Here is a 25,271-nt window from a genome sequence, read left to right as displayed (position 1 = left end):
GTCGGCAATTGTTCCAGATTGCAATCTGGGACAATTCGATGACCAAGAGCCGGAATCAAGGCATCAGTTGGCTGTGCGAGCTTAGCTGATTACGTTCCGGAATCCTGAAAGCAGCGCCGCTCCGGTCAGCAGCGCAAGCAAGGCTGCTTCGGCATAGAACAACCATTTTCGCCACCGTCTCATTGGCGTGTGCCGTCGTGCAACGCGTCCAGTCGCTTTGCCATTCCCTTGAAGCGAGCGACGCCGGTTTCGTCTCCGGCACTGGCCAGTGCGGCGATACGCTCGGCGATCCAGTCGGGCGCGCGATCGCCGTGCAAGCGAACCGCGAGCAACACTTCGGCCCAACGTTCCTCCTCTGCCGTCATACCCCGTAACGCTTGTTTCCGCCGCTCGTGATGCAATAGCGTCCGCCACGCGGTCCTATGCAGATGCTGCTTCCGGAACAGGGGCACGCGGAACCGCCGAAGTTGTAACCGCTCGAACGGCGCGAACTGCGGCGCGGCTTCTTCCAGGCGGACTGGCGACCTTGGATCGATGCGCGTGGCTTTACGATGGGGCGGGGTCGATAGCGTGGTGTCCGGACAGCTTCAGGACGGGTAACGCGTTCGGTCGATTGATCGACGAAGCGATCGGGAGTTGAGGCCATTTCGTCGTCGAGATAGCGGCTCAGGACCCAGCAGTCATCGCTCGACAGGAGCGACCAGCCGTTCGCTCTCCCTACCACCTGAACGGGCGTTCCGCGCGGTATCCGCCTGATGACATGCGACGTCGCATCCGGCGCTTTTCGACAATTCACGTTCGCCGAAGTCGTCGTAGCCGCGGCCGGCGCGCCCAACCCGAGCGCCAGCATCCCCAACAGCAGTCGAAGCATCCGATGTCCCCCTTAAGTCCGTCAGACTGATGCCTGCTCGGCAATAGCGCAAGCCGGATCGCGTTCATCTCGGATTGAACGGGAAGCGTTGTTCTCGAACGGATTGCGGCCGGTCTTGCCGCAATGCAATGCGCTTGATGCGCGTGCATCGTGTGTTGGTTTCTGGTTGCGTCCGGCCAACGGGTGCGAGTCACTGATGTGACACCGTAGCACAGGCAGAGGGCGTATGGCGCGGGCGTTTCGCAGCAGCGTGCATCAACTTATCCAAGTGCGGACGCCGGAGCCTGCGAAGAGTACGAGCGCTGGCCATCGCGCCGCCGCCGCTTGTCAGAGCAGTAGAAGGGCGCCGACGAAATCGTCGGCGCCCCGTCTTCTACGCAGGATTGCCGAGAAGGTGCAGTTGCTCCTCCTGTCTGCCCCCCTGATCCCCGAGCGATGCCGCCAAGACCGCCAACAGCTTGTGGGTAAGCTTCTGCGACCCGTACGAGGTTGCCAGGTCGGCCCAGTCCCGCCACCGGTCGAGGCGCAGGCACAGCCATTCGTAGAAGTCGTCTCGCTGCTCTTTCGTGTCGAACGGGAGCGACCATACCGTTTGCAGAGAGGGCATCGGTCCTCTGGCCCGCATGGACAGGATGATGGACGGACTGCTGCCTTCTTCGCGACGTAGGAAGGCGGCATGCCACTGTCGGGCCGCCATTTCGAGTTCGTCAAACCGCCGGTCTCGGTCGTGTGGCCCGAGCCCGAGATGCGAAAGATGATCGATCGTTGCAGCGGACGGCCGTTCCTCACGGACGTCATACGGCCTCGTCGCGGAAAGCATGAGCAAGACCGAGAGGCCTTCGGCGGTGAGAGCGTTGGCACCATGGCCATGGGCGTCCAACGTCACGAGCCCGACCGACGCCAGCCAGAGATGGAAGGTCTTGCGGTACGCCGCGCTGCCTTCGAAGAGATCGGCGACCTGCTCGCGGGCCGAGGGCGTGCGGCGGACGACCGCGGCGAGAACGGCATGGAGCCGTTCCAGCAGCTCTGCAGGCGGCTCGCCGTTGCATTCAGGCATGCCGAGCCGTCCGGTCCAGAAGGCCGACCGGATGGTGGGCCAAGTGGTGCCGGACGCATCGTCTACGAAGACGGGGCAGTTGCCTCTCGTCTCGATGCGCATCCAGCAGCCCCACGGGAGTTCGGGATCGATGTGCATGTCGATCAGCCCTCATTCCTGACGGGATTGTATCCGTTTCTTCGAAACTCCTCATCCGCCTCGCGAGGGTCTCGTCCGTTGGCGACGGCATGCAGCTGTCGTGCGAGCCTCACGCATTCCCGGAAGACGTAGGCCTCCGTCTTGTAGGTTCGTTCGGTAATCCCATCGAGAAGTCTGGCGTGGGGGGCGCTGCTTCGCGTGCTCGGGGTTATGTCGTCGATCTGATTGCACGAGAACCCGAACCACCACGCATCGTGCCCACCGGCAGCCTCGTCGTTGATGTACACCTTCTGACGATCGCCGCCGATCGCGAACCGTCGCGTCCGACCCTCGGAGGGATGGCAGATCGAGATTTCTTCCGGTTCCCAATGCTGGCATGCCGACGAATAGTCGAGGCCCCCGTGTACGCCGATGAGTTGTTCACCCATCGTATCCACGTGGCGGCCGAACAGCGGATGCTCGGGTGGGACCGATACGTAGCCACACAGGTGCTGGCTGTGCGGCGAACGGCGGATGATGCAGCCGAGCCCCGTCATCGGATCAGTCCAGGCGATCTTGTCTGCTTCGCCGGACCACGGTCCGGATCCGGTCGGATGTACCGCAGGCACGCGATATTCGGCTTCGATGGCCACGTTCTGATCGCCGATCCGTCGGACCATCGGCACTGCGGGCGGCGTGGCTTTGACCAGGGATTTGGAAGTGCGTCTCGGCATCGTGTCGTCTCCAGCGGTTGAACTGGCTGACGAGATATGCAGGAAACCGAGCCAGCGGCACCCACGAAGGAACCGCACAAAATTGCTCACGGACCGCAGTTATACTGCAAATCCACAGGTCGCTGGATGCCCCGTGAGGATTCGAACCTCAATTAACGGAGTCAGAGTCCGTGGTCTTACCTTTAGACGACAGGGCAGCGTCGCAGCGAGGGCGGTCCGATAGGCTGGACCGATGGTCGTGTCAACGCCGAATCATGCGATTCGTCGCAACGCCTTGTCGATCGCGACCGGCTTCGCTAGGTTGCCTGTCAGACACCGAGCGGCGTTCGGCCGTGACGGATAGAACATAAAGCGAGTGACGGCATGGGGGATATGTCCGCCCGGTTGCCGCACCGGGGAGCGCGTGGCGCTTCCCGCCCGGCACCGAATACGCCAGCGCGCCCGCGCTGGCCGGGCGCGCGTCATTATGCCGCGCTCGACCTTGGCACCAATAACTGCCGGCTGCTCATCGCCCGGCCGCAAGGGGACGGCTTTGCCGTCGTCGACGCCTTTTCGCGGATCGTGCGGCTGGGCGAAGGGCTGGCGGCGACCGGTCGCCTGTCCGATCTCGCGATGGACCGCACCGTCGCCGCGCTGAAGATTTGCGCTGAGAAACTCAAGCGTCGCGACGTGACGCTGGCGCGCTCGGTCGCGACCGAGGCGTGCCGTCGCGCGAGCAACGGCCCGGCGTTCGTCGAGCGCGTGCTGGCGGAGACCGGCATCCATCTCGACATCATTACCGCCGAGGAAGAGGCGCGCCTTGCGGTCCTCGGTTGTCACGCGCTGCTCGAACCCGGCACCGGCCCCGCTTTGGTGTTCGATATCGGGGGCGGATCGACCGAACTGGTGCTGCTCGATGCGACCGGGCCGGTGCCACGCGTGCTCGACTGGCATTCGGCGCCATGGGGCGTGGTGTCGCTGACCGAAAGCCTGGGCGGCGGTCGCGCCGCGCCGATGGCGTCGGGCGCCTATGCGCGGATGCGGGCGTGCGTGGAGGAGAGTTTCGCGCCCTTCGCCAAACGCCTGCCCGACACCGACCAGCCGCGCCGCCTGCTCGGCACCAGCGGCACGGTGACGACGCTGGCGAGCGTGCATCTGGGTCTGCCCGCTTATGACCGGTCGCAGATCGACGGGCTGATCGTCCCGGCGAATGCGATGCTGGCGGTGAGCCAGCGGCTGGCGGGGATGGACCTTGCGCAGCGGGGCACGGTGCCATGCATCGGCAGCGAGCGCGCCGATCTAGTGGTCGCGGGCTGCGCGATCCTCGAAACGATTCTGGCGCTCTGGCCCGCCGAGCGGCTAGGGATCGCCGACCGTGGGATTCGCGAAGGAATCCTGCGCCGTTTGATGGCAGGAACCCGATGACCCGCGGAAGCCCCCCCGGCCGGCAGCGCGTGCGTACCGCACGCTCGCGTTCGGCCCAGTCGACACGCTGGCTCGAACGCCAGTTGAACGACCCCTATGTGAAGAAGGCTCGGGCGGAGGGCTATCGCAGCCGTGCCGCGTACAAGCTGATCGAACTCGACGAGCGCTTCAAGCTGTTGCGCGGGGTGAAGCGGGTCGTCGACCTCGGCATCGCACCCGGCGGCTGGACGCAGGTCGTGCGCAAGGTGCGGCCCGACTGCACCGTGGTCGGCATCGACCTGTTGCCGGTCGATCCGATCGACGGCGTGACGATCCTGCAGATGGACTTCCTCGCCGATCACGCCCCCGACCGGCTCCGCGAGGAACTGGGCGGGGAGGCGGACCTCGTCCTGTCCGACATGGCGGCGAACACCGTCGGCCATCCGCAAACCGATCACCTGCGCACCATGGCGCTGGTCGAGGCAGCGGTGATGTTCGCCTGCGAAGTGTTGCGTCCCGGCGGCGATTTCGTTGCCAAGGTGCTGGCGGGCGGGGCCGACAACGAACTGGTCGCCGAGCTGAAGCGGAATTTCCAGGCGGTGAAACACGCCAAACCGCCGGCGAGCCGCAAGGATTCGTCCGAATGGTACGTCATCGCCACCAACTTCAAGGGGCGGCGCGATACCGGGGTCGGGGCGGGGACGGACGAACCGTCCCCGGAGACGCTCACGGAATGATCCGGTCGGCGCGCAGCCGTTCGAACAGGGCGAAGAACGCGTCGTCGGTCGCACGATAGCTGGTGAAACCCAGCCGCCGGCTCTTCGACATGTCGGCGACCACCTCGATCGGGCGGCCGAGATCGGCGTCGGTGTGCCATGGCGAGGCCAGCCGGTGCAGATCGGACTCGACCAGACTATGGCGCGCGGCGATTGCTGCCCAGCGCGGCGCGTCGTCCGCCATTTGCCGTTCCAGCGGACGGACCGTGCCGTCGAACGGCGCGGCCTCGGCTCCGAACCAGTCGGCGATGCGTTCCCACATCCATTGCCAGCGGAAGACGTCGCCATTGACCACGTTGAACGTCTGATCGTGCGCGGCATCGGTCTGTGCCGTCCACAAGAGATGTTCGGCGAGCAGCCCGGCATCGGTCATGTCGGTCAGCCCCTGCCATTGCGCCGCCGATCCGGGGAAGACGAACGGTCGGCCCGCGTCGCGGCACAGCGTCGCATAGACCGCCAGTGTGGTGCCCATGTTCATCGCATTGCCGACCGCCTTGCCGATCACGGTGTGCGGACGGTGGACACTCCACGTAAAGCCGTCGCGCGCGGCGGCGGCGAACAGTTCGTCCTCCTGCGCATAATAGAAATTGGCGATGTCGAGGCGCGGCTGCTCTTCGCGGAACGGCGTCTGCGGCAGCACGCCCTGCCCATAGGCTTCGAACGGCCCGAGATAATGTTTGAGGCCCGTGACCAGCGCGACATGGCGTGGGCGATCAGGGGCGGGCAGGGCGTCGAGCAGGTTGCGGACCATCGCGCCGTTGACGCGGATATTCTCCGCCTCGCTGTCCTGCCGCGCCCAGGTGGTGACGAACACCGCATCGGGGCGCAGGACGGCGAGCGCCGTGCGCGTCGCCTGCGCATCGGACAAGTCGACGACGACCGGCTGCACGCCGTCCTGTGCGGCCGGGCGGCGGGCGAGACCATGCACCGTCCATCCTTGCGCGTTCAGCAGCGTCGCCGTCGCGCTGCCGACGATGCCGCTCGCCCCGACCACCAAAGCCGTCTTCGTCATAACCGAACTTCCTTTTTCCAACGAAGCCAGCCAGCTAGGCACGATCGCACCGGGGTTGAAGACGGCACCGGTCCCGCCCCCAGGCACCAGAAGGTACCCAGTCATGCAGCCCGGATCGGACGAAGCCGAATGGCGCGAAGATTGTGCCCCGCGCCGCGTCCTGTCGCTGTTCGCGACCAAATGGACCAGCATGGTCCTGCACACGCTCCATGCCCGCCACGGCGGTGCGGCGCGGACCGGGGTGCTGCTGCGCAGCCTGCCGGGTATTTCGAAGAAGATGCTGACGCAGACGCTGCGCGAGATGGAGGCGATCGGCCTGATCGCGCGCGAGGTACAGGCGGTGATGCCGCCCGCGGTCGAATATCGGCTGACGGTGCTGGGCCAGCGCTTCGTCGAGCCGGTGACGCTGCTGTACGATTGGGGGCGGCGCAATGCCGACGCGCTCGACGCGCTGGGCAGTCGGCCGGGCGCGCGGCGGGAATAAAGCTTCGATCCCGCTCCGGCCGTTCGTCCTGAGTAGCCATTGAGCTTGTCGAATTGGCGTATCGAAGGACCGTTGGTCGCGGGTGCTTCGATACGGATCTTCGACTTCGCTCAGCCCCTATTCAGCACGAAGGGTTGGTCCCCGGGACGGAGCCAAAACAAAAAGGGCGGCCCCGCAGGACCGCCCCCTTGCGTTTCGTCGATCCGACCGACTCAGCCGTCGTAATCGCCACCGACATTCTGGTTGCGCGGCGGGGCGGCGGCGGTGAGGCGCAGCGCCTCTGCCGACGCGGCCAGCGAACCCAGTTCGTCCGGCGCTTCCTCGTCGTCGATCTGCACCTTCTGCATCGAGGTGATGACCGATTCACGCAGATGATCGGGGGTGATGTTTTCCTCGGCGATCTCGCGCAGCGCCACGACCGGATTCTTGTCGCGGTCGCGATCGAGGGTCAGTTCGGCACCGCCCGAAATCTGGCGGGCGCGCTGCGCGGCCATCAACACCAGGTCGAAACGGTTGGGGATCTTGTCGACGCAATCCTCGACGGTGACGCGCGCCATGAAACGCCTTCCTTGCAAAAACGGAGGGTATCGGAAAGCAGGCCGTGTAACCGTCGCCCTCCGCAAAGTCAATGAAACTCGCCCGCGCGCCGGCCGTTACGCCATGACAACGGATCGGAGAGGACATGGACGGCGCGGGCGAACCGACTTTCACCGTAGCCGGTAACCGCCTGACGCTGCTGACCGAGGGACCGGCGCGACTCGATGCGTTGCTGGCGCTGATCGCCGGTGCGCGCCGGTCGCTGCGCATCCTGTTCTATATCTGGGAGGAGGATGCGGCTGGCACGCGGGTCCGCGATGCGCTGGTCGCGGCGGCACGGCGCGGGGTGCGGGTCGCGCTGATCGTCGACGGGCTGGGCGCCGAGGCGGCGGCGAGTCGCGGCTTCTTCGGACCGTTGCGCGAGGCGGGCGGCGACGTCTGCGTGTTCGTGCCGCGGATCGGGCGGCGCTATCTGCTGCGCAATCACCAGAAGCTGGCGCTGGCCGACGACCTGCGGGTGATCGTCGGCGGCTTCAATATCGAGGACGCCTATTTCGGCACGGTCGAGCAACAGGCGTGGCGCGATCTGGGGCTGCTGGTCGAGGGGCCGGCGGCGGGACGACTGGCCGGCTATTTCGACGCGTTGAAGGCGTGGACCGCGCTGCCCGGCGCGCCGCTTCGCAAATTGTCGCGGATGCTGCGCGAATGGAGCGAGGAGATTGGGCCGATCCGCTGGCTGCTCGGCGGGCCGTCGCGGCGGCTGTCGCCATGGGCGCGGACGGTTAAGCATGAAATCCGCACCAGCGAGCGCATCGACATGATCGCCGCCTATTTCGCGCCAGGGCCGTTGATGACCCGGCGGCTGGACAAGGCGGCAAAGCGCACCCGCCTGCGGATCGTCGTTCCCGCCAAGACCGACCATGCGATCGCGCTGCTTGCGGCGCGCTTCACCTATCGCAACCTGCTGCGCCACCGGATCGAAGTGTACGAATATCAGCCGACCAAGCTGCACACCAAACTCTTCATCGCCGACGATGCGGTGCATATCGGATCGGCCAATTTCGACATGCGCTCGATGTTCCTGAACATGGAACTGATGCTGCGCGTCGAGGATGCCGCGTTCGCCGCGCACATGCGCGCCTATATGGAAGGGGAGATCGCGCAGTCGCAGCGGATAACGCGCGATATCCATCGGCGACGATCGGGCTGGTGGGCGCGCATCAAACAGGCGGGGGCCTATTTCATCATGTCGGTCCTCGACCCACAGGTCACCGCGCGGCTTAACCGGGATTAGCGCAAACCGCTTGTGACTCGCGGCCGTGCGGTCCATCGGGCGGCGATGGATATACCCGCACTCTATGCCCGGATGATTCACGCGATCGGCGACGGCACGGGCATGGCCGACAGCCTGCTCCATGTCCATGCCGGCATGGCGGTGCTGCTGATCACCCGCATCGTCACTGGCTATCGCCTGTCGACGCCGGTGCCCCTGGCCGTGGTCGCGCTGGCCGAACTGGCCAATGAGGTGCTCGACCGGATCTATTGGGGGTCGTGGCGGTGGGAGGATACGTCGCTCGACATCCTCAACACCATGTTCTGGCCGACGATGCTGTTCATCGGCCTGCGGCTGCGCGACCGGTTCGAACCGCGTGCCAAACCGCCGGCGGCAGGGAACGTCGCCTGATCGCGAGCGGTTATGTCGGCCTAGGAGAATTGCCATGGCCGACACCCCCTTCCATCCCAAGGTCGATCCGGATCGCACCGAACCGCTGAACGCCTTCGACCGGCCGACCGGCTATTCGGGGCAGGAATATGATCGCGAACGGCAGGCGCAGCAGGCTGCTGCCGAGGCGCGGCCGGCCAGCCCGACGCCGCTCGACGATGGCCGCGAGATTCCCCCGGAAGCCGGTCGCCGTGCCTTCGTCGCCGCCAATGGCGAAGCGCATGGCAGCGGCGCCAATGCCGGCGGCGGGGGGCAGGGCGAGAATTTCGACGACGATGCGCCGGGCGAAGGGGCGGGGGTGCCGCCCGCGGCCCGCGCGCCGGATCGGTAAGCCTCGCACGTCACCCCAGCGCAGGATGGGGTGACGTTCGCGCAGGCGCGTTACCCCTTTGCCTCGGCGATCAGCTTCGCCGCCTCGGCACCGGCCCAGTCCATGCCGCCGGTGACCCGCCACACTTCCTTGCCCGCCGCATCGTACAGGATCGTCGTCGGCAGGCTGACGCCCATGCCCGTCGAGAATTGCAGGTCGGAATCGCGATAGGCGACCAGATTGGCGAGTTTCCGCTCGGTCAGGAACGGCGGCACCTTAGCCGGTTCCATATCTTGCGAAATGGTCAGCACCGCCAGCGACGCCTTCTCGCGCGCCGTCAGCGCATCGAGGGTCGGCATTTCGCGCACGCACGGCGCGCACCAGGTCGCCCACAGGTTGACCAGCACCGGCTTGCCGCGGAAGTCGGCCAGCGTCACCGCCTTCCCGCCGCCGTCCTGGAACTTGTAGGTCGGCATCGCCTCGCCCTTGTGGCTGCGATCGACCTTGGCCGCGGCTTCGGGGGCGGCATTGTTGGCGGGTGCGGCGACGTCGGGGACGGTGCCGTCCTCCGTCACGGCGGCTTGCTCTGGCGCGGCGGCTCGCTTATCGCAAGCGCCTACGAACAGGCTCAGTCCAAGGAGAAGCGCGATTACCGGGCGCATGGAAGGCTCCAACAGCATGTGGGGCGGGCGCTTCGCCGAAGGCCCGTCGGCGGTGATGCGTGAGATAAACGCCTCGATCCCCTTCGACAAGCGGATGTGGCGACAGGATATCGCCGGGTCCAAGGCGCACGCAACGATGCTGGGCGCGCAGGGCATCGTCGATGCGGCGGACGTCGCAAAGATCCTCGAAGGGCTGGATGCGGTCGCGGCGGACTATGCCGAACACGGCGTGCCCGACGACCTGACGCTCGAGGACATCCATATGCTGACCGAGGCGCGGCTGGCCGAAAAGATCGGCCCGGTCGCGGGGCGGCTGCACACCGCACGTTCGCGCAACGATCAGGTCGCGACCGATTTCCGGCTATGGACCCGCGATGCGATCGACGCGGTCGATGCGGCGCTGGGCCAGTTGCAGGCGGCGTTGCTGAACCGTGCGGACGAACATGCCGCGACGGTGATGCCGGGCTTCACCCATCTTCAGGTCGCGCAGCCGGTGACGCTCGGCCATCACCTGATGGCCTATCACAGCATGATCGCGCGCGATCGCGGGCGCTTCGCCGATGCGCGGGCGCGGCTGAACTATAATCCGCTGGGGTCGGCGGCGCTGGCCGGGACCGGCTTCCCGCTCGATCGCCACGCGACGGCCGAGGCGCTGGGCTTTGCCGGGCCGACGGTCAATTCGCTCGATTCGGTCAGCGACCGCGACTTCGCGATCGAATATCTGACCGCCGCCGTGCAATGCTCGCTGCACCTGTCGCGGCTGGCGGAAGAGTTCGTCATCTGGGCTTCGCAGATGTTCGGCTTCGTCTCGCTCTCCGACCAATGGTCGACCGGCAGTTCTATCATGCCGCAGAAGCGCAATCCCGACGCCGCCGAACTGGTGCGCGGGCATTCGGGCCGGATCATGGGTTGCATGACGTCGCTGATGGTGACGATGAAGGGCCTGCCGCTCGCTTATTCGAAGGATATGCAGGACGACAAGCCGCCGGTGTTCGAGGCGACCGACCTGCTGGCGCTGTCGATCGCGGCGATGACCGGCATGGTCGAAAGCGCGACCTTCCGCCCCGAGCGGATGCGCGCGGCGGCGGAGACCGGCTTTTCGACCGCGACCGACCTTGCCGACTGGCTGGTGCGCGAAGCCGGCGTGCCGTTCCGCGAGGCGCATCATATCACCGGTCGCGCGGTCAAGCTGGCCGAGGGGAAGGGCTGTCGCCTCGACGGGCTGACCATCGACGACCTGACCGGCATTGACGACCGCATCCATGCCGGCATCTTCGACGTGCTGAGCGTCGATGCCTCGGTCGCCAGCCGCAAGAGCTTTGGCGGTACCGCGCCCGAACGGGTCCGCGAAGCCATCGCTGCCGCGCGGGGGCAGTGATGCGCGGGTTCGCGCTGCTCGCCATCGCAATGGCACTGGCCGGGTGCGGGCAGCGGCGCGACCTGCGCCCGCAGGAGAATGCGTCGCTGCCGCCCGCCCCCTATGGCGCGACCGCGACGCCGAGCTCGGCCGACCTGCTGACCCCGACCACGCAGCAGCGCCCATCGCGCAGCGACGAATTGCTGACCGAGTCGAAGGAACGCGGCGACGATCCCTTCGCGCTGCCGCCCCGCTAACCGATCAGAAACTGCCCTGCACGCTGGCCCCCGCCGGCAAGCCGGTGAAGGGCAGCATCGCCGCGCCGTCGCCGGTCATCGCGAAGCGCAGCGTCCCGTCCTCGTTGATCGTCGCGTCCATCAGCGTGCGGCGGCGCTGACCATCGGGGACGAGGCGGATGCGCGATTGCTGGCCAATATGCTCGGCGGTCAGCAGCATCGCCGGGGTCGGCGTGGCGATATTGCCCGGCCGCGTCACGCAACTGCCCGGATCGATCGCGACGCGCCCCTGAGCCATCGCCGACCCGGCGATGGTCGACACCACGGGCAAATCGACCTGCCACGGCATGTCGCAGGCAAAGGGCAGATTGGGTTGCAGCGCGGCCAGCAACGATGCGTCGGCCGCCCCCGCCACCCGGTCGAGCCGCACCCCGCCCGGGCGCAGCAGCGCCTGCCCGCCGAGATCGGTGTCGGGACCGGTCGCCGTCCAGTCGACTGCGAAGCCGAGGCTGGTCAGGCTGCGAAGCGGTGCGAAATGCCATTCGAGGCGGCTGCCCCCGGCGATGCCGACCTCGCCATTCCACACGGTGCCGCCGACGCCGCTGCGCCAGTCGTTATTGCCGATCATCAAGCTGGCGGGCAGCGTCGCGACGATCGCAACCACGAACGAGGCTATGCCGAGCGCGGCGAAGCGGATACTACGCCGTCGTGCCTGCAACCTCGAAAAACTCGGTGATGCGATCGCGACGCTCGACGCTACGGCTGTTCCGGGATGCGATGCTGCTGTCGTCTGCGGCATGGGCCGCCTCCCCCCTATTGGCTGCGCGCCGGGCCAAGCGCTCCGCCGCGTTGCTGGTTCCGCTGACCGGAGACCGAAGCGGCCTGGGGCTTAGCATAGCCAATGCGGCGAGGCTCGCCGAAACCGATGCGACCGCGCTGTCGGTGGTCGATACCGGCGGTAGCGCGGCGGGCGCGGTGCGTGCGGCGCGGGCGGCGGTGAAGGGCGGGGCGACGATGCTGCTGGGGCCGTTGTCGGCCGAGGAGACGCGCGCGGTGGCGGCGGCGGTGTCGGTGCCGGTGGTGGCGCTGACCAACGACGCGGCGGCACGCGGCGGCGCGGCGTTCGTGTTCGGGATTACCCCGGCACAAGCGGCGTCGGCGATCCTCGGCTATGCCCGGTCGCGGGGCGTGCGCCGGGCGCTGGCGGTCGATGACGGGACGCCGTGGGCGCGGGCATCGGTGGCGGCGGCCAAGGCGGCGGAGGCCGATCTGGGCCTGACCATCACCGTCGTGCAGCCGGTCGCCGACGCCTTGCCGGCGGGGCTGGAGGCCGATGCCGCGTTCGTGCCCGGCGCAGCGGTGGCGCTGGCCCCGGCGTTGAAGGCGCGGGGGATGCAGTTGCTGGCGACGATGCAGGCGCTCGATTACCGGCCCGATGCGGCAGGTGCGCTGGAGGGGGCGTGGATCGCCAGCCCCGATCCCGAACGCTTCGCGACCTTCGCCACCGAATATGCCGCGCGCAACGGCGGCAAGCCCGGTGCGATCGCGGCGCTGGGCAACGACGCGGCGATGATCGCGAGGACATTGCGCGAGGCCGATGCGATGACCCGCGAAGGCGTGCTGCGCGATGCCGGGTTCGACGGCGTGACCGGACGGGTCCGTTTCCGCTCGGACGGGAGCTGCGCACGCGACTTCGCGATCCTCGTCCCCACCAACGGCGTCTATCAGAAGGTGGCGGAGAGCCGCGGCGCATGACCCCGCGCCGGTCGGGGGAGGCAGGCTTCACCCTGCTCGAACTGATGATCTCGCTGGGGCTGTTCGCGCTGATCGCGGTCGCGGGGCTGGCGCTGGTCGACAGTGTGATCGGCGTCGACGGGCGGACCGAGGCGCGGCTCGACCGGGTCGCCGACCTGCAACGGGCGATGGTGGTGATTTCCAGCGACCTCGACCAGATCGCGCCGGGGCCGCTGGGCGGCGATGCGGCGGGGCTGCGGTTCCGGCGGAGCGCGCCGGGGCTGGGCGGACCGTCGATCGGAGTCGGCTATCGGGTGACCGACGGGCAGTTGTTGCGCGTGGTCGATGGCCGGGCGCAGCTGGTGCTCGATCAGGTGACGGCGGCACGCTGGCGCTATTTCGACGGCGGCTGGCTGGACCGCTGGCCGCCCGCGCCCGACCGCTCGCTCGACTGGCCGCGGGCGGTGGTGGTCGAACTGCAGGTCGGCGGTCCCGGCGGCGGCAATTTGCGGCGGATCGTGACGTTGCCGATCCCGGCCAAGACCGCATGACCCGGCCGGTACCCGAGCGCGAGGCGGGGATGATCCTCGTCAACGTGCTGATGTTCGTGGCGATTGCCAGCGGCCTCGTCCTGCTGATGATCAACCGCGAGGAGGTGGCGCTCGACCGATCGATCCGATCGCGCGAGGCGGCGCGGGCGCTGGCGGTGGTGCGCGGCGGCGAATTGTCGGCGCTCTCGGCCCTGCAACGCGACGCGCAGGTCGCGCCCGAGGCGGACTATCCGGGCGAGCCATGGGGCGCGATCAGCGAGAACGGCATTGCGATCGAGGGCGGGCGGTTCGACCTGGCGATCGCCGATGCCGAGGGCCGCTTCAATGTCAATTCGGTGCGGCGCGAGCTGGACCCGATCCCGCAGCTGCTGTTCCTGCGCATCGCCAAGGCGGCGGGGATCGAGGAGGAAAAGGCGGTCGCCGCGATCGCGCTGATCCGCGAGAAGGGCCCGGTGCAGGACCTGCGCCCGCTGGCCGTGTTCCTGCCGCCCGAACAGGCGGCGCTGCTGGCGCGGATGGTGACTGCGCTGCCCGGCGATACGGCGATCAACCTGAATGCGGCGACGCCCGAGTTGATGGCGGTGCTGTTCGAACCGGCCAAGGCACAGCGGCTGATCGCGTTGCGCAACCGGCAGGGCTATCTGTCGAAGGACGATCTGGCGCGCGAGGACGTGACCGCGCCCGGCGGCACGCGGTTCCAGTCCGACCATTACTGGGTCCGCACCCGCGCGACGATCGGCGAGACGGTGCAGCAGGGTGCGACGCTGATCCAGCGGATCAAGCGGCAGGAAGGCGCGCAATCGGTGCCGATCACCGTGCCGGTAGAGCGCTGGCGCAACGCGGCCATTCCGCCGGAAGTGCCGGGATTTGGCGGGTAAATCGGCCAAAGTTCACAAAGTTCACACTTGCCGCGTTTTTGCGCGCGATTGGCGTTGGGCGAACTGACGGTGTCAAAGAGCGTGGGCGGATGGCGGCCAGCGAGGATGGTCGCAGGTCTGGTGGGTGTAGGAAAGCGGGGATGGCTTGATTTGATCGAGAGCTGACCTTCCGCTTGTAAGTGAAGGACTATTAAAGCTGTTCGGCCTGCGCCTCTTGAACGGTGTACTGTTCGATAAACGAAGCTCTCAGCGTCAACAGCCACGCCGATGTCAGCATCATATACGCGGGCCAAAGATACTCATACCATGGCATTACTCTAGCGGCGTCAGCCAGCGCGCCGAAACATAGAATAGCGGCGCTAATGCCGAAAATTGCTGTCGCAACAGCGCTGCGGCCGGGTCGGTCCAAACGAAAAACCAGAAACCGGGTGGTTGGATTGTAGCGTCGATAACACATCCAAGCCACGCCCAAGACGATCGGCGACGCGATCAACGTCACGAGCAAGCTGCCAAGCATTGGTATGGCGATGCTGTCGCCCTCCGATGGTAAAACACCCGACTTCAAAACCTCAGGCCAATAGACGAAGTTTAGAACCGGAAAGGCTACTATCAGCACGGCGGTCAGCATCCATAACACTGAAGCGCGGGAAGGCATCGGGCATCTCCTTCCGGCCATCGTATCTGGGCGACTGATTGTCTGCAACCACGCGAGCACGACCGCAACATCACTCAATACCCGATCCACGCATTCTCGATATGGCGCGGGGCGGTGCGGGGGGCGAGGAGGATGACGTCGATGCGGATGTCGCAGCCCTCGGCATAGGTCGGCGCCAGTAGCTCCGCCGCCGCCGCCACCCGCGCGAGGCGGCGTTCGTCGATGGCGTGGTCGAGGTCGGCGGCGGTCGCGCGTGTCTTAACCTCGACGAAGGCGACGATCGATCCGCGCCGGGCGATCAGGTCGACCTCGCCCGCTTTCGTCCGTACCCGGCGGGCGAGGATGCGCCAGCCCTTCAGCCGCAGCCACCAGCCGGCGATGCGCTCGCCGCGTCGGCCGGCATCGTCGGCGGCGATGCGGGACGCGCGCGAGCGGGGGCGGGGCGGGCGGGCGAGCACTTGGGCGTTGTGCCGCGCCCGACCCGGTGCGGCAAGTCAGCGCAGCAGGCCGGCGGCGCGCAATGCCTTTTCGATCGTTGCCTGCACCGTGCCGGCGGAATGGGCGGCGGCATGGTCGTCGGTGGCGGGTTCGGGGGTGAGGCGTTCGAGCTTCGCACCGCGCAGTGCGGGCTTGGGCGTGGCGGCCGGTTCGGCGGCGGCCGGCCGTTCGACGGCATCGACCAGCCCCCAGCCGCGCGCGATCTCGAGCGTGCTCGACAGGCCGACATCGAGCATGAACGGACCGGCATGGCCGATGCCGCTCGCCGGGTCGATCGGCACGCCGTGCCCCATGCCGGCGACGCGCCATTCCTCGAGCAGTGCCTGACCCTGCGCATCGCACCAGATGCTCTGCGACCAGTTGGTGCCGCTGCGCCCCTGTCGCGGCTCGGGCGGCAAGGCATGGACGCGGCACCATTGTTCGACCAGCGCGTCGCTGTTGGCGATGACGACGGTGGGGTCGGCGGTGCCGTGCCAGATGGCGACGCGCGGCAGCCGGGGAGTCGAGGCAATGGCGAGCGCGTCGAGCCCCTTCTGTCCGCGCATCCGCTCCAGCGCGGCACGCACGCCGATCGCGGTGCCATAGGGCAGGCCGCCGATGATCGCGCCGGCGGCGAAGCGTTCGGGCCAGGTGGCGAGCATGACCGCGGTCATCGCCCCGCCCGCCGACAGGCCGGTGATGTAGATCCTTGCCGGATCGATGCCGTGCGCCGCGACCGCCGCGTCGATCATCGCTGCGATCGATTCTGCCTCGCCGCCGATGCGGGCGATGTCGGCGGCCTCGAACCAGTTGAAGCACATATTGGTGTTGTTGGCGCGGCGCTGTTCGGGGAACAACACGGCGAAGCCCTGGCGGTCGGCGAGCGTCGACCAGCCGGTGCCATGGTCGTAGACCGCCGCATCCTGCGTACAGCCGTGCAGCGCGACGACCAGCGCGGCGCCGGGCTTCAGGTCGGCGGGCACGTACATCCGCGCGCGCAGATTGCCGGGATCGGGCGCGAAGCCGGTCAGGTCGTGCAGCCGGTCGGGCACGCTCGGCCGCGCGCCGGGCTGTTGCATGCGCGACAGTCGGGCAATGGTATTGGAGAGCGAAACCATGGTCGAAAACCTTGTCGTCGCGGCACCCCGCTGGCCGCCCGGACAGGATATGGTCTTTATGCTGCATTGCACAATGGGAAAGCGACGTGGGAGCGGATCGGACGGATCGCGACCCGTATAACGGCGCGCGACCGGCTCCGGCCCATGCATTCGCCGCAAGGGAACATGCCGCACATGCGCGGCGCGGACTTGCGAGGATGGTTGCAACGATGCTGATGCATCGGCACTGGATCGCCTGCCAGTACGAGGCAGCGGTCGCCCGCGCCGCCGACCTTCAGGATAATGGAGACCGTCCGATGCTTACCGACCGCCGCACGTTGATGACGCAGGGTGTCCTGCTGGGCGCCGGGCTGGCCTCCGGCACGCTTGCCCCGATCGCCGCTGCGCAGACCGGTGCGAAGGGCGGCTATGTCAGCAAGCGTCCCGCCCCGGCCGACCGCCGGTTCGTCAGCAAGGCGGTCGAACAGGAGATTGCTCGGGTCAGCCGGATGATCGCCGACCCCGAAGTCGCGTGGCTGTTCGCCAATTGCTATCCCAACACGCTCGACACGACGGTGCGGATGGGAATGGTCGACGGCAAGCCCGACAGCTTCGTCATCACCGGCGACATTCCCTGCCTGTGGCTGCGCGATTCGGCGGCGCAGGTGAAATCCTACCTCCATCTGGCGAGGCAAGATGCGAAGCTGCGGGAGCTGTTCCGCGGGCTGATCGCCCGCCATGCGCGCAGCGTGCTGATCGACCCTTATGCCAATGCCTTCATGGAGGATCCGACCGCCCCGACGTCGCTGGGCTGGGCGAAGGAGGACGTGACCGAGATGCGGCCGGGCGTCGCCGAGCGCAAATGGGAGATCGATTCGCTATGCTATTCGATGCGGCTGTCGCACGGCTATTGGACCGCGACGCGCGATGCGACGCCGTTCGACGCGCAATGGGCCGACGCGATGCGGGCGATCGTGCGGACCTTTCGCGAACAGCAGCGCAAGGACGGGCCGGGACCGTACAAGTTCCAGCGCGCGAGCCGCCAGCCGACCGAGACGCTGCTCGCCGGCTATGGCGCGCCGACGGTCAAGAACGGGATGATCCATTCGGGCTTCCGCCCCTCCGACGATGCCTGCCAATATCTGCTGTTCGTACCCGCCAATCTGTTCGCGGTGACGACGCTGCGCGAAATGGCGAAGGTCGCGAGCGAAGCCCGCAACGACAATGCGCTGGCGCGGGACGCGGCCGCGCTTGCCGACGAGGTCGCGGCGGCGGTCGCGCAGCACGGTACGATGCGGCTCGCCGATGGCAGCGATGTCTGGGCCTATGAGGTCGATGGCTATGGCAATGCGATCTTCATGGACGACGCCAATGTGCCCTCGCTGTCGAGCCTCGCCTGGCTCGGCTGCGTGCCGGCGAACGATGCACGCTGGCAGCGTACCGCCAAAGCGGCGTGGAGCGAGGCCAATCCGTGGTTCTTCAAGGGCACGGCCGGCGAAGGCATTGGCGGGCCGCATCAGGGCATGAACTATATCTGGCCGATGTCGCTGATTGTCCGCGCGCTCAGCGCCACCGACGATGCGACGATCCTTCGGTGCCTCGCCACGCTCAAGCGGACCCATGCCGGCACCGGTTTCATGCACGAGGCGTTCGAAAAGGACGATGCCGCCAAGTTCAGCCGCGACTGGTTCGCCTGGGCCAACGGGCTGTTCGGCGAACTGATCCTGCATATCGCCGCGACGCGACCGCAACTGCTCAAGGCGCCGCTCGATACGATCCGGGTTTAGAATTCGAGCGGGTCTGGTTGCCCTTACCCATCCACGGCTGCGCCGCTGCCCCCCTCTCAAGCCGGGAGAGGGGAAGGCGGCGGAGGGTGAGGGTCTTCATGCTCGATCAGGCAGTGCGGCGCGGGGCCGACGCCCGGCGGGCCGATGCGATGTATCGAAGACGTCCAATGGTCGGGGAGAGAGGATTCGAACCTCCGGCCCCTGCCTCCCGAAGGCAGTGCTCTACCAGGCTGAGCTACTCCCCGACGGAGTATCGGCGGGGCGTCGAAAGCGCGCCTGCCGTTGCTTGGAGGCGCGCCTATAGCGGGCGGTATCGGGGTCTGCAAGCGAGATTCGCATGGCCGCTGTTTGGCTTTGGCGGGGAAACTGCTAGGGGCGCAGTCATCCTACTCTTTTCGAATGTGTGACCGTGGCCACTCCGCTCGACAAACTGCGCAATTTCTCGATCATCGCCCATATCGACCATGGCAAGTCGACGCTCGCCGACCGGCTGATCCAGCGGACCGGCGGCCTCGCCGAGCGCGAGATGTCGGCGCAGGTGCTCGACAATATGGAGATCGAGAAGGAGCGCGGCATCACCATCAAGGCGCAGACCGTGCGCCTCGAGTGGAAGGGGCATGTCCTGAACCTGATGGACACGCCGGGGCATGTCGACTTCGCGTACGAGGTGTCGCGGTCGCTGGCGGCGTGCGAGGGTGCGTTGCTGGTGGTCGACGCGGCGCAGGGCGTCGAGGCGCAGACGCTCGCCAACGTCTATCAGTCGATCGAACATGACCATGAGATCATTCCGGTCATCAACAAGATCGACCTGCCCGCCGCCGAACCGGAAAAGGTGAAGAGCGAGATCGAGGACCTGATCGGCCTCGACACGTCGCGCGCCGTCCTTGCATCGGCAAAGGCGGGGATCGGCATCGACGACATTCTCGACGCGATCGTCGAGCAGATTCCGGCGCCCAAGGGGGATGCGAATGCGCCCTTGAAGGCAATGCTGGTCGACAGTTGGTATGATCCGTATCTGGGCGTCGTCATCCTGATCCGGGTAATCGACGGGTCGATCCGCAAGGGTCAGCAGATCAAGTTCATGAATGCCGACACGACGCATCTGGTCGACCGGGTGGGCGCGTTCCGGCCGAAGATCGAACAGCTGCCCGACCTCGGCCCCGGCGAGATCGGCTTCATCACTGCGCAGATCAAGGAAGTGGCGCAGACGATGGTCGGCGACACGATTACCGACGCCAAGCGCCCGACCGCCGAGGCACTGCCGGGGTTCAAGGAAGTGCAGTCGGTGGTGTTCTGCGGCCTGTTCCCGGTCGATGCCGCCGAGTTCGACAAGCTGCGCGAGTCGATCAGCAAGCTGCGGCTGAACGACGCCAGCTTCACCTTCGAGATGGAAAGTTCGGCGGCGCTGGGCTTCGGCTTCCGCTGCGGGTTCCTCGGGCTGCTGCATCTGGAGATCATCCAGGAGCGGCTGACCCGCGAATATGACCTCGACCTCATCACCACCGCGCCGTCGGTGGTGTATCAGATCGAACTGACCCATCCCGATCCGGCGGGCGTCACGCAGATCGACCTGCACAACCCGGCCGACATGCCCGACGTCAACAAGATCAAGACGATCAGCGAGCCGTGGATCAAGGCGACGATCTATGTCCCCGACGAGTATCTGGGCGGCATTTTGAAGCTGTGCCAGGATCGGCGCGGCATCCAGCTCAACCTGACCTATGTCAGCGGGCGGGCGCAGGCGACGTACGAACTGCCGCTCAACGAAGTCGTGTTCGATTTCTACGACCGGCTGAAGTCGCTGTCGAAGGGCTATGCCAGCTTCGATTACGAACAGATCGGCTATCGCGAGGGCGACCTCGTCAAGATGAGCATCTTGGTCAACGAAGAGCCGGTCGATGCGCTGTCGATGATCGTCCATCGCGGAACCGCCGAGGTGCGGGGGCGCGGCATGGTCGAGCGGTTGAAGGAACTGATCCCCCGCCACCTGTTCAAGATCCCGATCCAGGCGGCGATCGGCGGCAAGGTGATCGCGCGCGAGACGATCAGCGCGATGCGCAAGGACGTGACCGCCAAATGCTATGGCGGCGACGCCAGCCGCAAGCGCAAGCTGCTCGACAAGCAGAAGAAGGGCAAGGCGAAGATGCGCGAATACGGGTCGGTCAGCATTCCGCAGGAGGCGTTCATCGCCGCGCTGCGCATGGGCGACGAAAACTGATCCCGGCCCCGGCTGCGCGCCGGCGGCATCCATTTCGATAGCGCACAAACGAAAGCGGCCGGCGCCTCAAAGGCACCGGCCGCTTTTCGGTCGATCGTTCGCGCCGTTCAGGCGAGAACGTTCAGAACCATCTGCACGGTCAACGCAACGCCAGCCCAACCGATCGCTGCCATACCGACCATGGTGGCGATGGTCGCTCGCCCGGAATATTTGGTGTGCATCCTCGCCCTCCTTGTTCTTGTCTGGGACAGGTTGTTCTAAAACCGGGACGATTGCAAATTTGTGATGGTCATCCATTCGGCTAAATTAGCGGTATCGGCCGGTGTTTTGCTGCGTCGCACAATGAGATTTGCGCAATGCGGAACGGCCGGATCGCTCGCACGTGCCAATTTGGAACGATATTTTCGACGGCATTTCGCAGTTGCGATGTGTGGTTAACGCGGTGCGGCAGCCCGAAAATTTTTTTCACGCGGGTTTGCCGCAGGGAAATTAGCAGGATCGCAGCCTGCAAACGTTTCTCTGCCGTCACGTACCGGCCGATCCGAATCACATTTTGTCGTGGAACCTTTGATCGATTCGAACGTCGGCGGGACGCCGGTTTCGGCACGACGACAGGGAGAGCGACATGACCGATACCGACCGTCCGTTCGATGCGGCGAAGCAGGCGACCGACCAGTTGAAGGCGGCGGGCGAGCGCATGCAGGCGGCGGGCACGCAGATGACCGAACAGGGATCGCAGCTCGGCCTGACCATATTGTCGCAGGCGGAATCGAATACGCAGGAAGCGTTCAAGGCGATGCGCGCCGCCGCGCAGGCCCGCGACCTGAACGAAGTGATGAAGATCCAGTCGGATTATATGCGCGAACAGGGGTCGCGATCGATGTCGCAGGCACGCGAGGTCGGCGAGATGATCGCCCAGTTCGGACGCAACGCCATCGGGCAGATGACCGGGCGCGACTGATCGCGCTATGCCGGCCGCCCGTCGCCGCGATCCGCTGCGGCGGGCCGGTCGTGCATCTGGGGGTATGATGAAACGTTGGTTGTTGTGGCTGTTCGCCCTGCTGACGCTGGCGGGAACGGCGATCGCGCAATCGCGGCCGCCGGTGGTGCTGGCCGCCGCCAGCCTGCAGGAATCGATGAACGCCGCGGCGGACGCCTGGGCGAAGCGGGGGCATGTCCGGCCGACCCTGTCCTTCGCCGCCAGTTCGGCGCTGGCGCGGCAGGCGGCGGCGGGCGCGCCCGCCGACCTGTTCGTCTCGGCCGATGTAGAATGGATGGACGACCTCGACCGGCGCGGGCTGGTCGCACCCGGCACCCGAACCAATTTGCTCGGCAACCGGCTGGTGCTGGTCGCACCCGCCAATAGCAAGCTGCGCGTGGCGTTGCGGCCCGGCGTCGACCTGTCGCGCACGTTGAACGGCGCACGGCTGGCGATGGCCGATCCCGATGCGGTGCCGGCGGGGCGCTATGGCAAGGCGGCGCTGATCCGGCTGGGCGCATGGGACCGCATCGCGCCGTCGGTAGTCCGTGCCGAAAATGTCCGCGCCGCGCTGGCGCTGGTCGAGCGCGGGGCGGCCCCGCTCGGTATCGTCTATGCGACCGATGCCAAGGCGTCGGCGAAGGTCCGGGTCGTCGGCGTGTTTCCGGCGGCGAGCCACCCGCCGATCGTCTACCCGATCGCGCGGCTGAAGGCGTCGCGGAACGTCGAGGGCGAGCGCTTCCGCCGCTTCCTGATCAGCCCGGCGGGCAAGGCGATCTTCGTGCGCTACGGTTTCTCCACCCGTTGACGTCCGACGGGGGCGAATGGGCGATCGTCCTGCTGTCGCTGAAGATCGGCGGCGTGGCGATGCTGGCGGTACTGCCGATCGCCTATGCGCTTGCATGGGTGCTGGCGCGGGGACGGTTTCCGGGCAAGGTACTGTTGGACGGAGTCGTGCATCTGCCGTTGGTGCTGCCGCCGGTGGTGACGGGGTGGCTGTTGCTGCTCGCCTTTGCGCCGAACGGACCGATCGGCGGCTGGCTGGAGAACTGGTTCGAGGTCAGCGTGCTGTTCCGCTGGACCGGCGCGGCGATCGCGGCGGCGGTGATGGCGCTGCCGTTGATGGTGCGGGCGATCCGGCTGTCGATCGAGGGGGTCGACCGGCGGCTGGAAAGCGTCGCCCGGACGCTGGGGGCGGGACGGGCGCGGGTCTTCTGGAGCGTGACCGCGCCGCTCAGCCTGCCGGGCGTGCTGGCCGGGATGGTGCTGGGGTTCGCGCGCGCGCTGGGCGAGTTCGGCGCGACGATCACCTTCGTTTCCAACGTGCCGGGCGAGACGGCGACGCTGCCGATCGCGATCTACAGCGCGTTGCAGGTGCCGGGCGGCGAGACCGGCGTCGTCCGGCTGGCAGCGATGTCGGTTGCGCTGTCGCTGGTTGCGTTGATCCTGTCCGAATGGCTGGCGCGGCGCAGTGGCCGGAGTGGCCATGTCCTTTGACGTCGACGTGACCGTCCGGCTGGGCGACGCGGTGATCGGCGCGGTCGTGCCCGATGACGGGCAGGACAGCGGGCTGACGGTGCTGTTCGGTCCGTCGGGCGTCGGCAAGTCGAGCGTGCTCAACATGGTCGCGGGATTGTTGCGACCGGCGGCGGGGCATGTCCGGGTCGGGGGCGTCACGCTGTTCGACAGTGCAGCCGGGATCGACGTCGCGGTGCAGGATCGCCGCTGCGGCTATGTGTTTCAGGAGCCGCGCCTGTTCCCCCACCGGCGGGTCGCGGCCAATCTGCGCTACGGCATGGGGCGCGGCACGCCGCCGATCGGCTATGACGACATGGTCGCGCTGCTGGGGCTGGAGCATTTGCTCGATCGCTGGCCGGCGACCCTGTCGGGTGGCGAGGCGAAGCGGGTCGCGATCGGGCGGGCGCTGCTGTCGGGCGCGCGGTTCCTGTTGATGGATGAACCGCTCGCCTCGCTCGATCGCGGGCGGCGCGAGGAGGTGATGGTCGCGATCGAACGGCTGCGCGACACGCTGCGGCTGCCGATCCTGTACGTCACCCACGACGCGGCGGAGGCGGAGCGGCTGGCGACGCGCATCGTCGCGATGTGACCACCACAACGCCCGCGTCGCGATCCGAACATGATTGGCGGGTGATGTGCGGCTGGCCTATCGCTGATCGTCGCTGCCGGGCATCGGTACGCGTGCCGTCTGGCCGCCGCGGGTGAAATAGGCGGCGTCGATCGCGAGGCTGCGCAGTTGCCAGCCATCGACGCTGTCGCCCGGTGACAGGGTGCGCGTGCCCTCCGTACCGCGCACCAGCGCGACGGCATCGCGACCGAGCCGTCCGACGACCCCCAGCAGGACCGGCGCGTCGTCGGGCAGTGCATCGGCGGCGGGCGGTGCGAACAGCGTCCGGGCAAAGGCGGCGCGCAGGGGCGGCGCGGTAACGGGGGAAGCCAGCGGCGCGACGCCGGGTGGCGTCGCCGCGCCGCGATCGGTGTCGCGCAGCAGCCATGGCGGCAGGACGAGCGCCACCAGCACCGCCGCCGCGATCAGCCCATGGTCGCGCAGCCTCAACCCCGCCATGGCGCCACCAGCCGCGCATCGAGCCGTACCCCGCCCGGTGCCGAGCTCAGTCGCCACGCCGCCATCCGCACCGGCGGGCCGCCGCGTTCGAGCGCGTCGGCGAACGCCACCACCGCCTTCTCGCTGCCCGAGGCACGCAGGGTCAGGATGGCGAGCGGCGCAGGCGCGGCGGGGTCGGTGGCGAGATTCTCGATCAATACGCCGCCGCGCGCGGCATCGGCGCGGATGCGCGCGGCGAGGCGGCGGGCGGCATCCCCGGCATCGTCAGCGGGAAAGGCCGCCGCGGCGACGGCAAGCGGTGCCGGAGCGGCGGCAGCCTCCGCCCGGGCGGCGTCGCGATCGGCGCGGGCAGCCGCCAGATCGTCGAGCGCGGCGGCGGTCGGCATGGTCAGCAACGCGGCCACCCCCAACGCGATCAGCGGCAGGCGCGGCGTCATCGCGGCTGTTCCAGCGTGACGCGCATCCGCCCGTCGCCCTCCGTGCGGCTCTGCGCCACGGCGCGCAATCCGCCGAGCGCGGGGTCGCGCCGCAACGCCGCCACCGCGCGATCGGGGTCGGGCGCGGCGAGGTCGATCGTCAGCGGCCCGGCACCGCGCTCGACCCGCAGCAGCGCGGCATCGTCGGGCAGCGCGCGGGCGATCGCTTCCAGCGTCGGGCCGAGCGTCGGGCCGTTCCATGCGACGGCGAGCAGCGCACGGGCGCGATCCTGCCCGGCACGCGCCGCGACCGCCGGGGCCGATCGCCTGGCCAGCGCTTGCGTCTCATGACGAAGCTGCGCGGTCGTCAGCGTCGCGCCGGCCAGCGTCAGCAGCGGCGTGGCGAGGATCGCGATCGCAAGGAGGATGCTTGCCCGGTCGGGGCGCGAGCGCGCGGTCGGCTCGGGAACCGGATCGACGGGCGGTGTCGTAGCCCGCGTCCTGCGCGCCGCGCCCAATGCCCGGTCGAACAGGCTGGGCCGGACGGGCGCGCTGTCATTGGCGGGACGGGGGTCGGCCATGCCCGCTCCTACGCCCGGCATCGGTGGCGGCACAAGCGCGAACGGGGTTGCGGGG

31 protein-coding genes and 2 tRNA genes are annotated in these 25,271 nt (G+C 67.6%); 17 read left to right on the top strand and 16 right to left on the bottom strand.

Going from position 1 to position 25,271, the window contains the following annotated elements:
• Positions 1–179: 179 nt before the first annotated feature.
• The 5 genes from ACZ1JS_RS12780 to ACZ1JS_RS12760 form a co-directional block, all read right to left on the bottom strand.
• Positions 180–365, bottom strand: a complete 186-nt coding sequence (locus ACZ1JS_RS12780; RefSeq protein ID WP_465166386.1) for a DUF6961 family protein — start codon at positions 363–365, stop codon at positions 180–182.
• Complete coding sequence (locus ACZ1JS_RS12775; RefSeq protein WP_465168693.1) at positions 362–850, bottom strand: SH3 domain-containing protein; 489 nt, start codon at positions 848–850, stop codon at positions 362–364. The genes ACZ1JS_RS12780 and ACZ1JS_RS12775 overlap by 4 nt, the downstream gene beginning before the upstream one ends.
• A gap of 394 nt (positions 851–1,244) precedes the next feature.
• A complete protein-coding gene (locus ACZ1JS_RS12770) occupies positions 1,245–2,066 on the bottom strand; it encodes a hypothetical protein (protein ID WP_465166385.1) in 822 nt (273 codons plus the stop codon).
• A gap of 5 nt (positions 2,067–2,071) precedes the next feature.
• Complete coding sequence (locus ACZ1JS_RS12765; protein WP_465166384.1) at positions 2,072–2,869, bottom strand: hypothetical protein; 798 nt, start codon at positions 2,867–2,869, stop codon at positions 2,072–2,074.
• 33 nt (positions 2,870–2,902) lie between these two features.
• Positions 2,903–2,976, bottom strand: a tRNA-Gln gene (locus ACZ1JS_RS12760).
• Positions 2,977–3,142: 166 nt separating this feature from the next.
• Here ACZ1JS_RS12760 and ACZ1JS_RS12755 point away from each other — a divergent pair.
• On the top strand, positions 3,143–4,183 hold the full coding sequence (locus tag ACZ1JS_RS12755) for a Ppx/GppA phosphatase family protein (protein ID WP_465166383.1): 1,041 nt from the start codon (positions 3,143–3,145) through the stop codon (positions 4,181–4,183).
• Positions 4,180–4,899, top strand: coding sequence for an RlmE family RNA methyltransferase (locus ACZ1JS_RS12750; protein ID WP_465166382.1), 720 nt, complete (start codon positions 4,180–4,182; stop codon positions 4,897–4,899). Before ACZ1JS_RS12755 ends, ACZ1JS_RS12750 begins: the two co-directional genes overlap by 4 nt.
• Here ACZ1JS_RS12750 and ACZ1JS_RS12745 read toward each other — a convergent pair.
• Positions 4,889–5,950: an SDR family oxidoreductase gene (locus ACZ1JS_RS12745; RefSeq protein ID WP_465166381.1), complete on the bottom strand. Its 1,062-nt coding sequence runs from the start codon at positions 5,948–5,950 to the stop codon at positions 4,889–4,891. The two genes, ACZ1JS_RS12750 and ACZ1JS_RS12745, sit on opposite strands and share 11 nt — an antisense overlap.
• Before the next feature lie 103 nt (positions 5,951–6,053).
• On the opposite strand from ACZ1JS_RS12745, the gene ACZ1JS_RS12740 reads away from it, so the two are divergent.
• Positions 6,054–6,434, top strand: coding sequence for a winged helix-turn-helix transcriptional regulator (locus ACZ1JS_RS12740; RefSeq protein WP_465166380.1), 381 nt, complete (start codon positions 6,054–6,056; stop codon positions 6,432–6,434).
• 212 nt (positions 6,435–6,646) lie between these two features.
• Here the strand turns inward: ACZ1JS_RS12740 and rpoZ are convergent, their stop codons facing one another.
• Complete coding sequence (rpoZ, locus tag ACZ1JS_RS12735) at positions 6,647–6,991, bottom strand: DNA-directed RNA polymerase subunit omega (protein WP_055758348.1); 345 nt, start codon at positions 6,989–6,991, stop codon at positions 6,647–6,649.
• Positions 6,992–7,116: 125 nt separating this feature from the next.
• Between rpoZ and ACZ1JS_RS12730 the strand changes: the two genes are divergently transcribed.
• From ACZ1JS_RS12730 to ACZ1JS_RS12720, 3 genes are read left to right on the top strand one after another with little or no spacing between them, the layout of a single operon-like run.
• A complete protein-coding gene (locus ACZ1JS_RS12730; protein WP_465166379.1) occupies positions 7,117–8,265 on the top strand; it encodes a phospholipase D-like domain-containing protein in 1,149 nt (382 codons plus the stop codon).
• Positions 8,266–8,310: 45 nt separating this feature from the next.
• The gene (locus tag ACZ1JS_RS12725; RefSeq protein ID WP_465166378.1) at positions 8,311–8,655 is read left to right on the top strand and encodes a hypothetical protein; all 345 of its coding nucleotides are present in this window, start codon (positions 8,311–8,313) and stop codon (positions 8,653–8,655) included.
• Between the two features lie 34 nt (positions 8,656–8,689).
• Complete coding sequence (locus tag ACZ1JS_RS12720; protein ID WP_465166377.1) at positions 8,690–9,025, top strand: hypothetical protein; 336 nt, start codon at positions 8,690–8,692, stop codon at positions 9,023–9,025.
• A gap of 50 nt (positions 9,026–9,075) precedes the next feature.
• Here ACZ1JS_RS12720 and ACZ1JS_RS12715 read toward each other — a convergent pair whose 3' ends face one another.
• Positions 9,076–9,579, bottom strand: a complete 504-nt coding sequence (locus tag ACZ1JS_RS12715) for a TlpA family protein disulfide reductase (RefSeq protein ID WP_465166376.1) — start codon at positions 9,577–9,579, stop codon at positions 9,076–9,078.
• Positions 9,580–9,682: 103 nt separating this feature from the next.
• Between ACZ1JS_RS12715 and argH the strand changes: the two genes are divergently transcribed.
• Entirely contained in the window at positions 9,683–11,044 is a 1,362-nt protein-coding gene (gene argH, locus ACZ1JS_RS12710) for an argininosuccinate lyase (RefSeq protein ID WP_465168692.1), read from the top strand.
• On the top strand, positions 11,044–11,280 hold the full coding sequence (locus ACZ1JS_RS12705; RefSeq protein WP_465166375.1) for a hypothetical protein: 237 nt from the start codon (positions 11,044–11,046) through the stop codon (positions 11,278–11,280). Before argH ends, ACZ1JS_RS12705 begins: the two co-directional genes overlap by 1 nt.
• A gap of 4 nt (positions 11,281–11,284) precedes the next feature.
• Here the strand turns inward: ACZ1JS_RS12705 and gspN are convergent, their stop codons facing one another.
• Positions 11,285–11,923, bottom strand: a complete 639-nt coding sequence (gspN, locus tag ACZ1JS_RS12700) for a type II secretion system protein N (protein WP_465166374.1) — start codon at positions 11,921–11,923, stop codon at positions 11,285–11,287.
• A 71-nt stretch (positions 11,924–11,994) separates the two neighbouring features.
• Between gspN and ACZ1JS_RS12695 the strand changes: the two genes are divergently transcribed.
• From ACZ1JS_RS12695 to ACZ1JS_RS12685, 3 genes are read left to right on the top strand one after another with little or no spacing between them, the layout of a single operon-like run.
• Positions 11,995–13,014 (top strand): type 1 periplasmic-binding domain-containing protein, encoded by a 1,020-nt coding sequence (locus ACZ1JS_RS12695; RefSeq protein ID WP_465166373.1) that lies wholly within the window; start codon positions 11,995–11,997, stop codon positions 13,012–13,014.
• A complete protein-coding gene (locus ACZ1JS_RS12690; protein ID WP_465166372.1) occupies positions 13,011–13,544 on the top strand; it encodes a type II secretion system protein GspJ in 534 nt (177 codons plus the stop codon). The genes ACZ1JS_RS12695 and ACZ1JS_RS12690 overlap by 4 nt, the downstream gene beginning before the upstream one ends.
• On the top strand, positions 13,541–14,422 hold the full coding sequence (locus ACZ1JS_RS12685) for a type II secretion system minor pseudopilin (protein ID WP_465166371.1): 882 nt from the start codon (positions 13,541–13,543) through the stop codon (positions 14,420–14,422). The genes ACZ1JS_RS12690 and ACZ1JS_RS12685 overlap by 4 nt, the downstream gene beginning before the upstream one ends.
• Positions 14,423–14,612: 190 nt before the next feature.
• On the opposite strand, the gene ACZ1JS_RS12680 is transcribed toward ACZ1JS_RS12685, so the two are convergent.
• The 3 genes from ACZ1JS_RS12680 to ACZ1JS_RS12670 all read right to left on the bottom strand — a co-directional run bounded on the left by ACZ1JS_RS12680 (position 14,613) and on the right by ACZ1JS_RS12670 (position 16,672).
• On the bottom strand, positions 14,613–15,050 hold the full coding sequence (locus tag ACZ1JS_RS12680) for a hypothetical protein (RefSeq protein WP_465166370.1): 438 nt from the start codon (positions 15,048–15,050) through the stop codon (positions 14,613–14,615).
• Between the two features lie 101 nt (positions 15,051–15,151).
• A complete protein-coding gene (locus ACZ1JS_RS12675) occupies positions 15,152–15,535 on the bottom strand; it encodes a YraN family protein (protein WP_465166369.1) in 384 nt (127 codons plus the stop codon).
• 36 nt (positions 15,536–15,571) lie between these two features.
• Positions 15,572–16,672: an extracellular catalytic domain type 1 short-chain-length polyhydroxyalkanoate depolymerase gene (locus tag ACZ1JS_RS12670; RefSeq protein ID WP_465166368.1), complete on the bottom strand. Its 1,101-nt coding sequence runs from the start codon at positions 16,670–16,672 to the stop codon at positions 15,572–15,574.
• A 296-nt stretch (positions 16,673–16,968) separates the two neighbouring features.
• Between ACZ1JS_RS12670 and ACZ1JS_RS12665 the strand changes: the two genes are divergently transcribed.
• Positions 16,969–18,438, top strand: a complete 1,470-nt coding sequence (locus ACZ1JS_RS12665; RefSeq protein WP_465168691.1) for a glycoside hydrolase family 125 protein — start codon at positions 16,969–16,971, stop codon at positions 18,436–18,438.
• A gap of 168 nt (positions 18,439–18,606) precedes the next feature.
• Here the strand turns inward: ACZ1JS_RS12665 and ACZ1JS_RS12660 are convergent.
• A tRNA-Pro gene (locus ACZ1JS_RS12660) sits at positions 18,607–18,683 on the bottom strand.
• A 164-nt stretch (positions 18,684–18,847) separates the two neighbouring features.
• Between ACZ1JS_RS12660 and lepA the strand changes: the two genes are divergently transcribed.
• The 5 genes from lepA to ACZ1JS_RS12635 all read left to right on the top strand — a co-directional run bounded on the left by lepA (position 18,848) and on the right by ACZ1JS_RS12635 (position 23,742).
• The gene (lepA, locus tag ACZ1JS_RS12655; RefSeq protein ID WP_465166367.1) at positions 18,848–20,656 is read left to right on the top strand and encodes a translation elongation factor 4; all 1,809 of its coding nucleotides are present in this window, start codon (positions 18,848–18,850) and stop codon (positions 20,654–20,656) included.
• Between the two features lie 625 nt (positions 20,657–21,281).
• Positions 21,282–21,617 (top strand): phasin family protein, encoded by a 336-nt coding sequence (locus tag ACZ1JS_RS12650; protein WP_465166366.1) that lies wholly within the window; start codon positions 21,282–21,284, stop codon positions 21,615–21,617.
• Positions 21,618–21,684: 67 nt separating this feature from the next.
• Positions 21,685–22,443, top strand: a complete 759-nt coding sequence (gene modA, locus ACZ1JS_RS12645) for a molybdate ABC transporter substrate-binding protein (protein ID WP_465166365.1) — start codon at positions 21,685–21,687, stop codon at positions 22,441–22,443.
• Positions 22,440–23,132 (top strand): molybdate ABC transporter permease subunit, encoded by a 693-nt coding sequence (modB, locus tag ACZ1JS_RS12640; RefSeq protein ID WP_465166364.1) that lies wholly within the window; start codon positions 22,440–22,442, stop codon positions 23,130–23,132. The genes modA and modB overlap by 4 nt, the downstream gene beginning before the upstream one ends.
• Positions 23,122–23,742, top strand: coding sequence for an ATP-binding cassette domain-containing protein (locus ACZ1JS_RS12635; protein WP_465166363.1), 621 nt, complete (start codon positions 23,122–23,124; stop codon positions 23,740–23,742). Before modB ends, ACZ1JS_RS12635 begins: the two co-directional genes overlap by 11 nt.
• A 57-nt stretch (positions 23,743–23,799) precedes the next feature.
• Here the strand turns inward: ACZ1JS_RS12635 and ACZ1JS_RS12630 are convergent, their stop codons facing one another.
• From ACZ1JS_RS12630 to ACZ1JS_RS12620, 3 genes are read right to left on the bottom strand one after another with little or no spacing between them, the layout of a single operon-like run.
• Positions 23,800–24,219, bottom strand: coding sequence for a hypothetical protein (locus ACZ1JS_RS12630; protein ID WP_465166362.1), 420 nt, complete (start codon positions 24,217–24,219; stop codon positions 23,800–23,802).
• Positions 24,207–24,656: a hypothetical protein gene (locus ACZ1JS_RS12625; RefSeq protein WP_465166361.1), complete on the bottom strand. Its 450-nt coding sequence runs from the start codon at positions 24,654–24,656 to the stop codon at positions 24,207–24,209. The genes ACZ1JS_RS12630 and ACZ1JS_RS12625 overlap by 13 nt, the downstream gene beginning before the upstream one ends.
• On the bottom strand, positions 24,653–25,216 hold the full coding sequence (locus ACZ1JS_RS12620; protein ID WP_465166360.1) for a hypothetical protein: 564 nt from the start codon (positions 25,214–25,216) through the stop codon (positions 24,653–24,655). Before ACZ1JS_RS12620 ends, ACZ1JS_RS12625 begins: the two co-directional genes overlap by 4 nt.
• Between the last annotated feature and the right edge of the window lie 55 nt (positions 25,217–25,271).

The organism is Sphingomonas sp. BL-S-05, assembly GCF_055521695.1.
The sequence above is the reverse complement of the archived record's forward strand: the minus strand, read 5'-3'. Positions and strand labels throughout refer to the sequence as shown.

What these genes read in the sequence shown, in the direction of transcription:
- ACZ1JS_RS12665 (WP_465168691.1), top strand. Translation starts at nt 16,969, where the DNA reads ATGCTTACCGACCGCCGCACGTTGATGACGCAGGGTGTCCTGCTGGGC.
- ACZ1JS_RS12680 (WP_465166370.1), bottom strand. Translation starts at nt 15,050, where the DNA reads ATGCTGACCGCCGTGCTGATAGTAGCCTTTCCGGTTCTAAACTTCGTC.
- ACZ1JS_RS12630 (WP_465166362.1), bottom strand. Translation starts at nt 24,219, where the DNA reads ATGGCGGGGTTGAGGCTGCGCGACCATGGGCTGATCGCGGCGGCGGTG.
- ACZ1JS_RS12650 (WP_465166366.1), top strand. Translation starts at nt 21,282, where the DNA reads ATGACCGATACCGACCGTCCGTTCGATGCGGCGAAGCAGGCGACCGAC.
- ACZ1JS_RS12685 (WP_465166371.1), top strand. Translation starts at nt 13,541, where the DNA reads ATGACCCGGCCGGTACCCGAGCGCGAGGCGGGGATGATCCTCGTCAAC.
- modA (WP_465166365.1), top strand. Translation starts at nt 21,685, where the DNA reads ATGAAACGTTGGTTGTTGTGGCTGTTCGCCCTGCTGACGCTGGCGGGA.
- ACZ1JS_RS12740 (WP_465166380.1), top strand. Translation starts at nt 6,054, where the DNA reads ATGCAGCCCGGATCGGACGAAGCCGAATGGCGCGAAGATTGTGCCCCG.
- ACZ1JS_RS12695 (WP_465166373.1), top strand. Translation starts at nt 11,995, where the DNA reads ATGCGATCGCGACGCTCGACGCTACGGCTGTTCCGGGATGCGATGCTG.
- ACZ1JS_RS12725 (WP_465166378.1), top strand. Translation starts at nt 8,311, where the DNA reads ATGGATATACCCGCACTCTATGCCCGGATGATTCACGCGATCGGCGAC.
- ACZ1JS_RS12750 (WP_465166382.1), top strand. Translation starts at nt 4,180, where the DNA reads ATGACCCGCGGAAGCCCCCCCGGCCGGCAGCGCGTGCGTACCGCACGC.
- ACZ1JS_RS12705 (WP_465166375.1), top strand. Translation starts at nt 11,044, where the DNA reads ATGCGCGGGTTCGCGCTGCTCGCCATCGCAATGGCACTGGCCGGGTGC.
- argH (WP_465168692.1), top strand. Translation starts at nt 9,683, where the DNA reads ATGTGGGGCGGGCGCTTCGCCGAAGGCCCGTCGGCGGTGATGCGTGAG.
- ACZ1JS_RS12755 (WP_465166383.1), top strand. Translation starts at nt 3,143, where the DNA reads ATGGGGGATATGTCCGCCCGGTTGCCGCACCGGGGAGCGCGTGGCGCT.
- ACZ1JS_RS12770 (WP_465166385.1), bottom strand. Translation starts at nt 2,066, where the DNA reads ATGCACATCGATCCCGAACTCCCGTGGGGCTGCTGGATGCGCATCGAG.
- ACZ1JS_RS12625 (WP_465166361.1), bottom strand. Translation starts at nt 24,656, where the DNA reads ATGACGCCGCGCCTGCCGCTGATCGCGTTGGGGGTGGCCGCGTTGCTG.
- ACZ1JS_RS12780 (WP_465166386.1), bottom strand. Translation starts at nt 365, where the DNA reads ATGACGGCAGAGGAGGAACGTTGGGCCGAAGTGTTGCTCGCGGTTCGC.
- ACZ1JS_RS12690 (WP_465166372.1), top strand. Translation starts at nt 13,011, where the DNA reads ATGACCCCGCGCCGGTCGGGGGAGGCAGGCTTCACCCTGCTCGAACTG.
- ACZ1JS_RS12620 (WP_465166360.1), bottom strand. Translation starts at nt 25,216, where the DNA reads ATGGCCGACCCCCGTCCCGCCAATGACAGCGCGCCCGTCCGGCCCAGC.
- ACZ1JS_RS12745 (WP_465166381.1), bottom strand. Translation starts at nt 5,950, where the DNA reads ATGACGAAGACGGCTTTGGTGGTCGGGGCGAGCGGCATCGTCGGCAGC.
- ACZ1JS_RS12670 (WP_465166368.1), bottom strand. Translation starts at nt 16,672, where the DNA reads ATGGTTTCGCTCTCCAATACCATTGCCCGACTGTCGCGCATGCAACAG.
- ACZ1JS_RS12720 (WP_465166377.1), top strand. Translation starts at nt 8,690, where the DNA reads ATGGCCGACACCCCCTTCCATCCCAAGGTCGATCCGGATCGCACCGAA.
- ACZ1JS_RS12730 (WP_465166379.1), top strand. Translation starts at nt 7,117, where the DNA reads ATGGACGGCGCGGGCGAACCGACTTTCACCGTAGCCGGTAACCGCCTG.
- ACZ1JS_RS12775 (WP_465168693.1), bottom strand. Translation starts at nt 850, where the DNA reads ATGCTGGCGCTCGGGTTGGGCGCGCCGGCCGCGGCTACGACGACTTCG.
- ACZ1JS_RS12635 (WP_465166363.1), top strand. Translation starts at nt 23,122, where the DNA reads ATGTCCTTTGACGTCGACGTGACCGTCCGGCTGGGCGACGCGGTGATC.
- rpoZ (WP_055758348.1), bottom strand. Translation starts at nt 6,991, where the DNA reads ATGGCGCGCGTCACCGTCGAGGATTGCGTCGACAAGATCCCCAACCGT.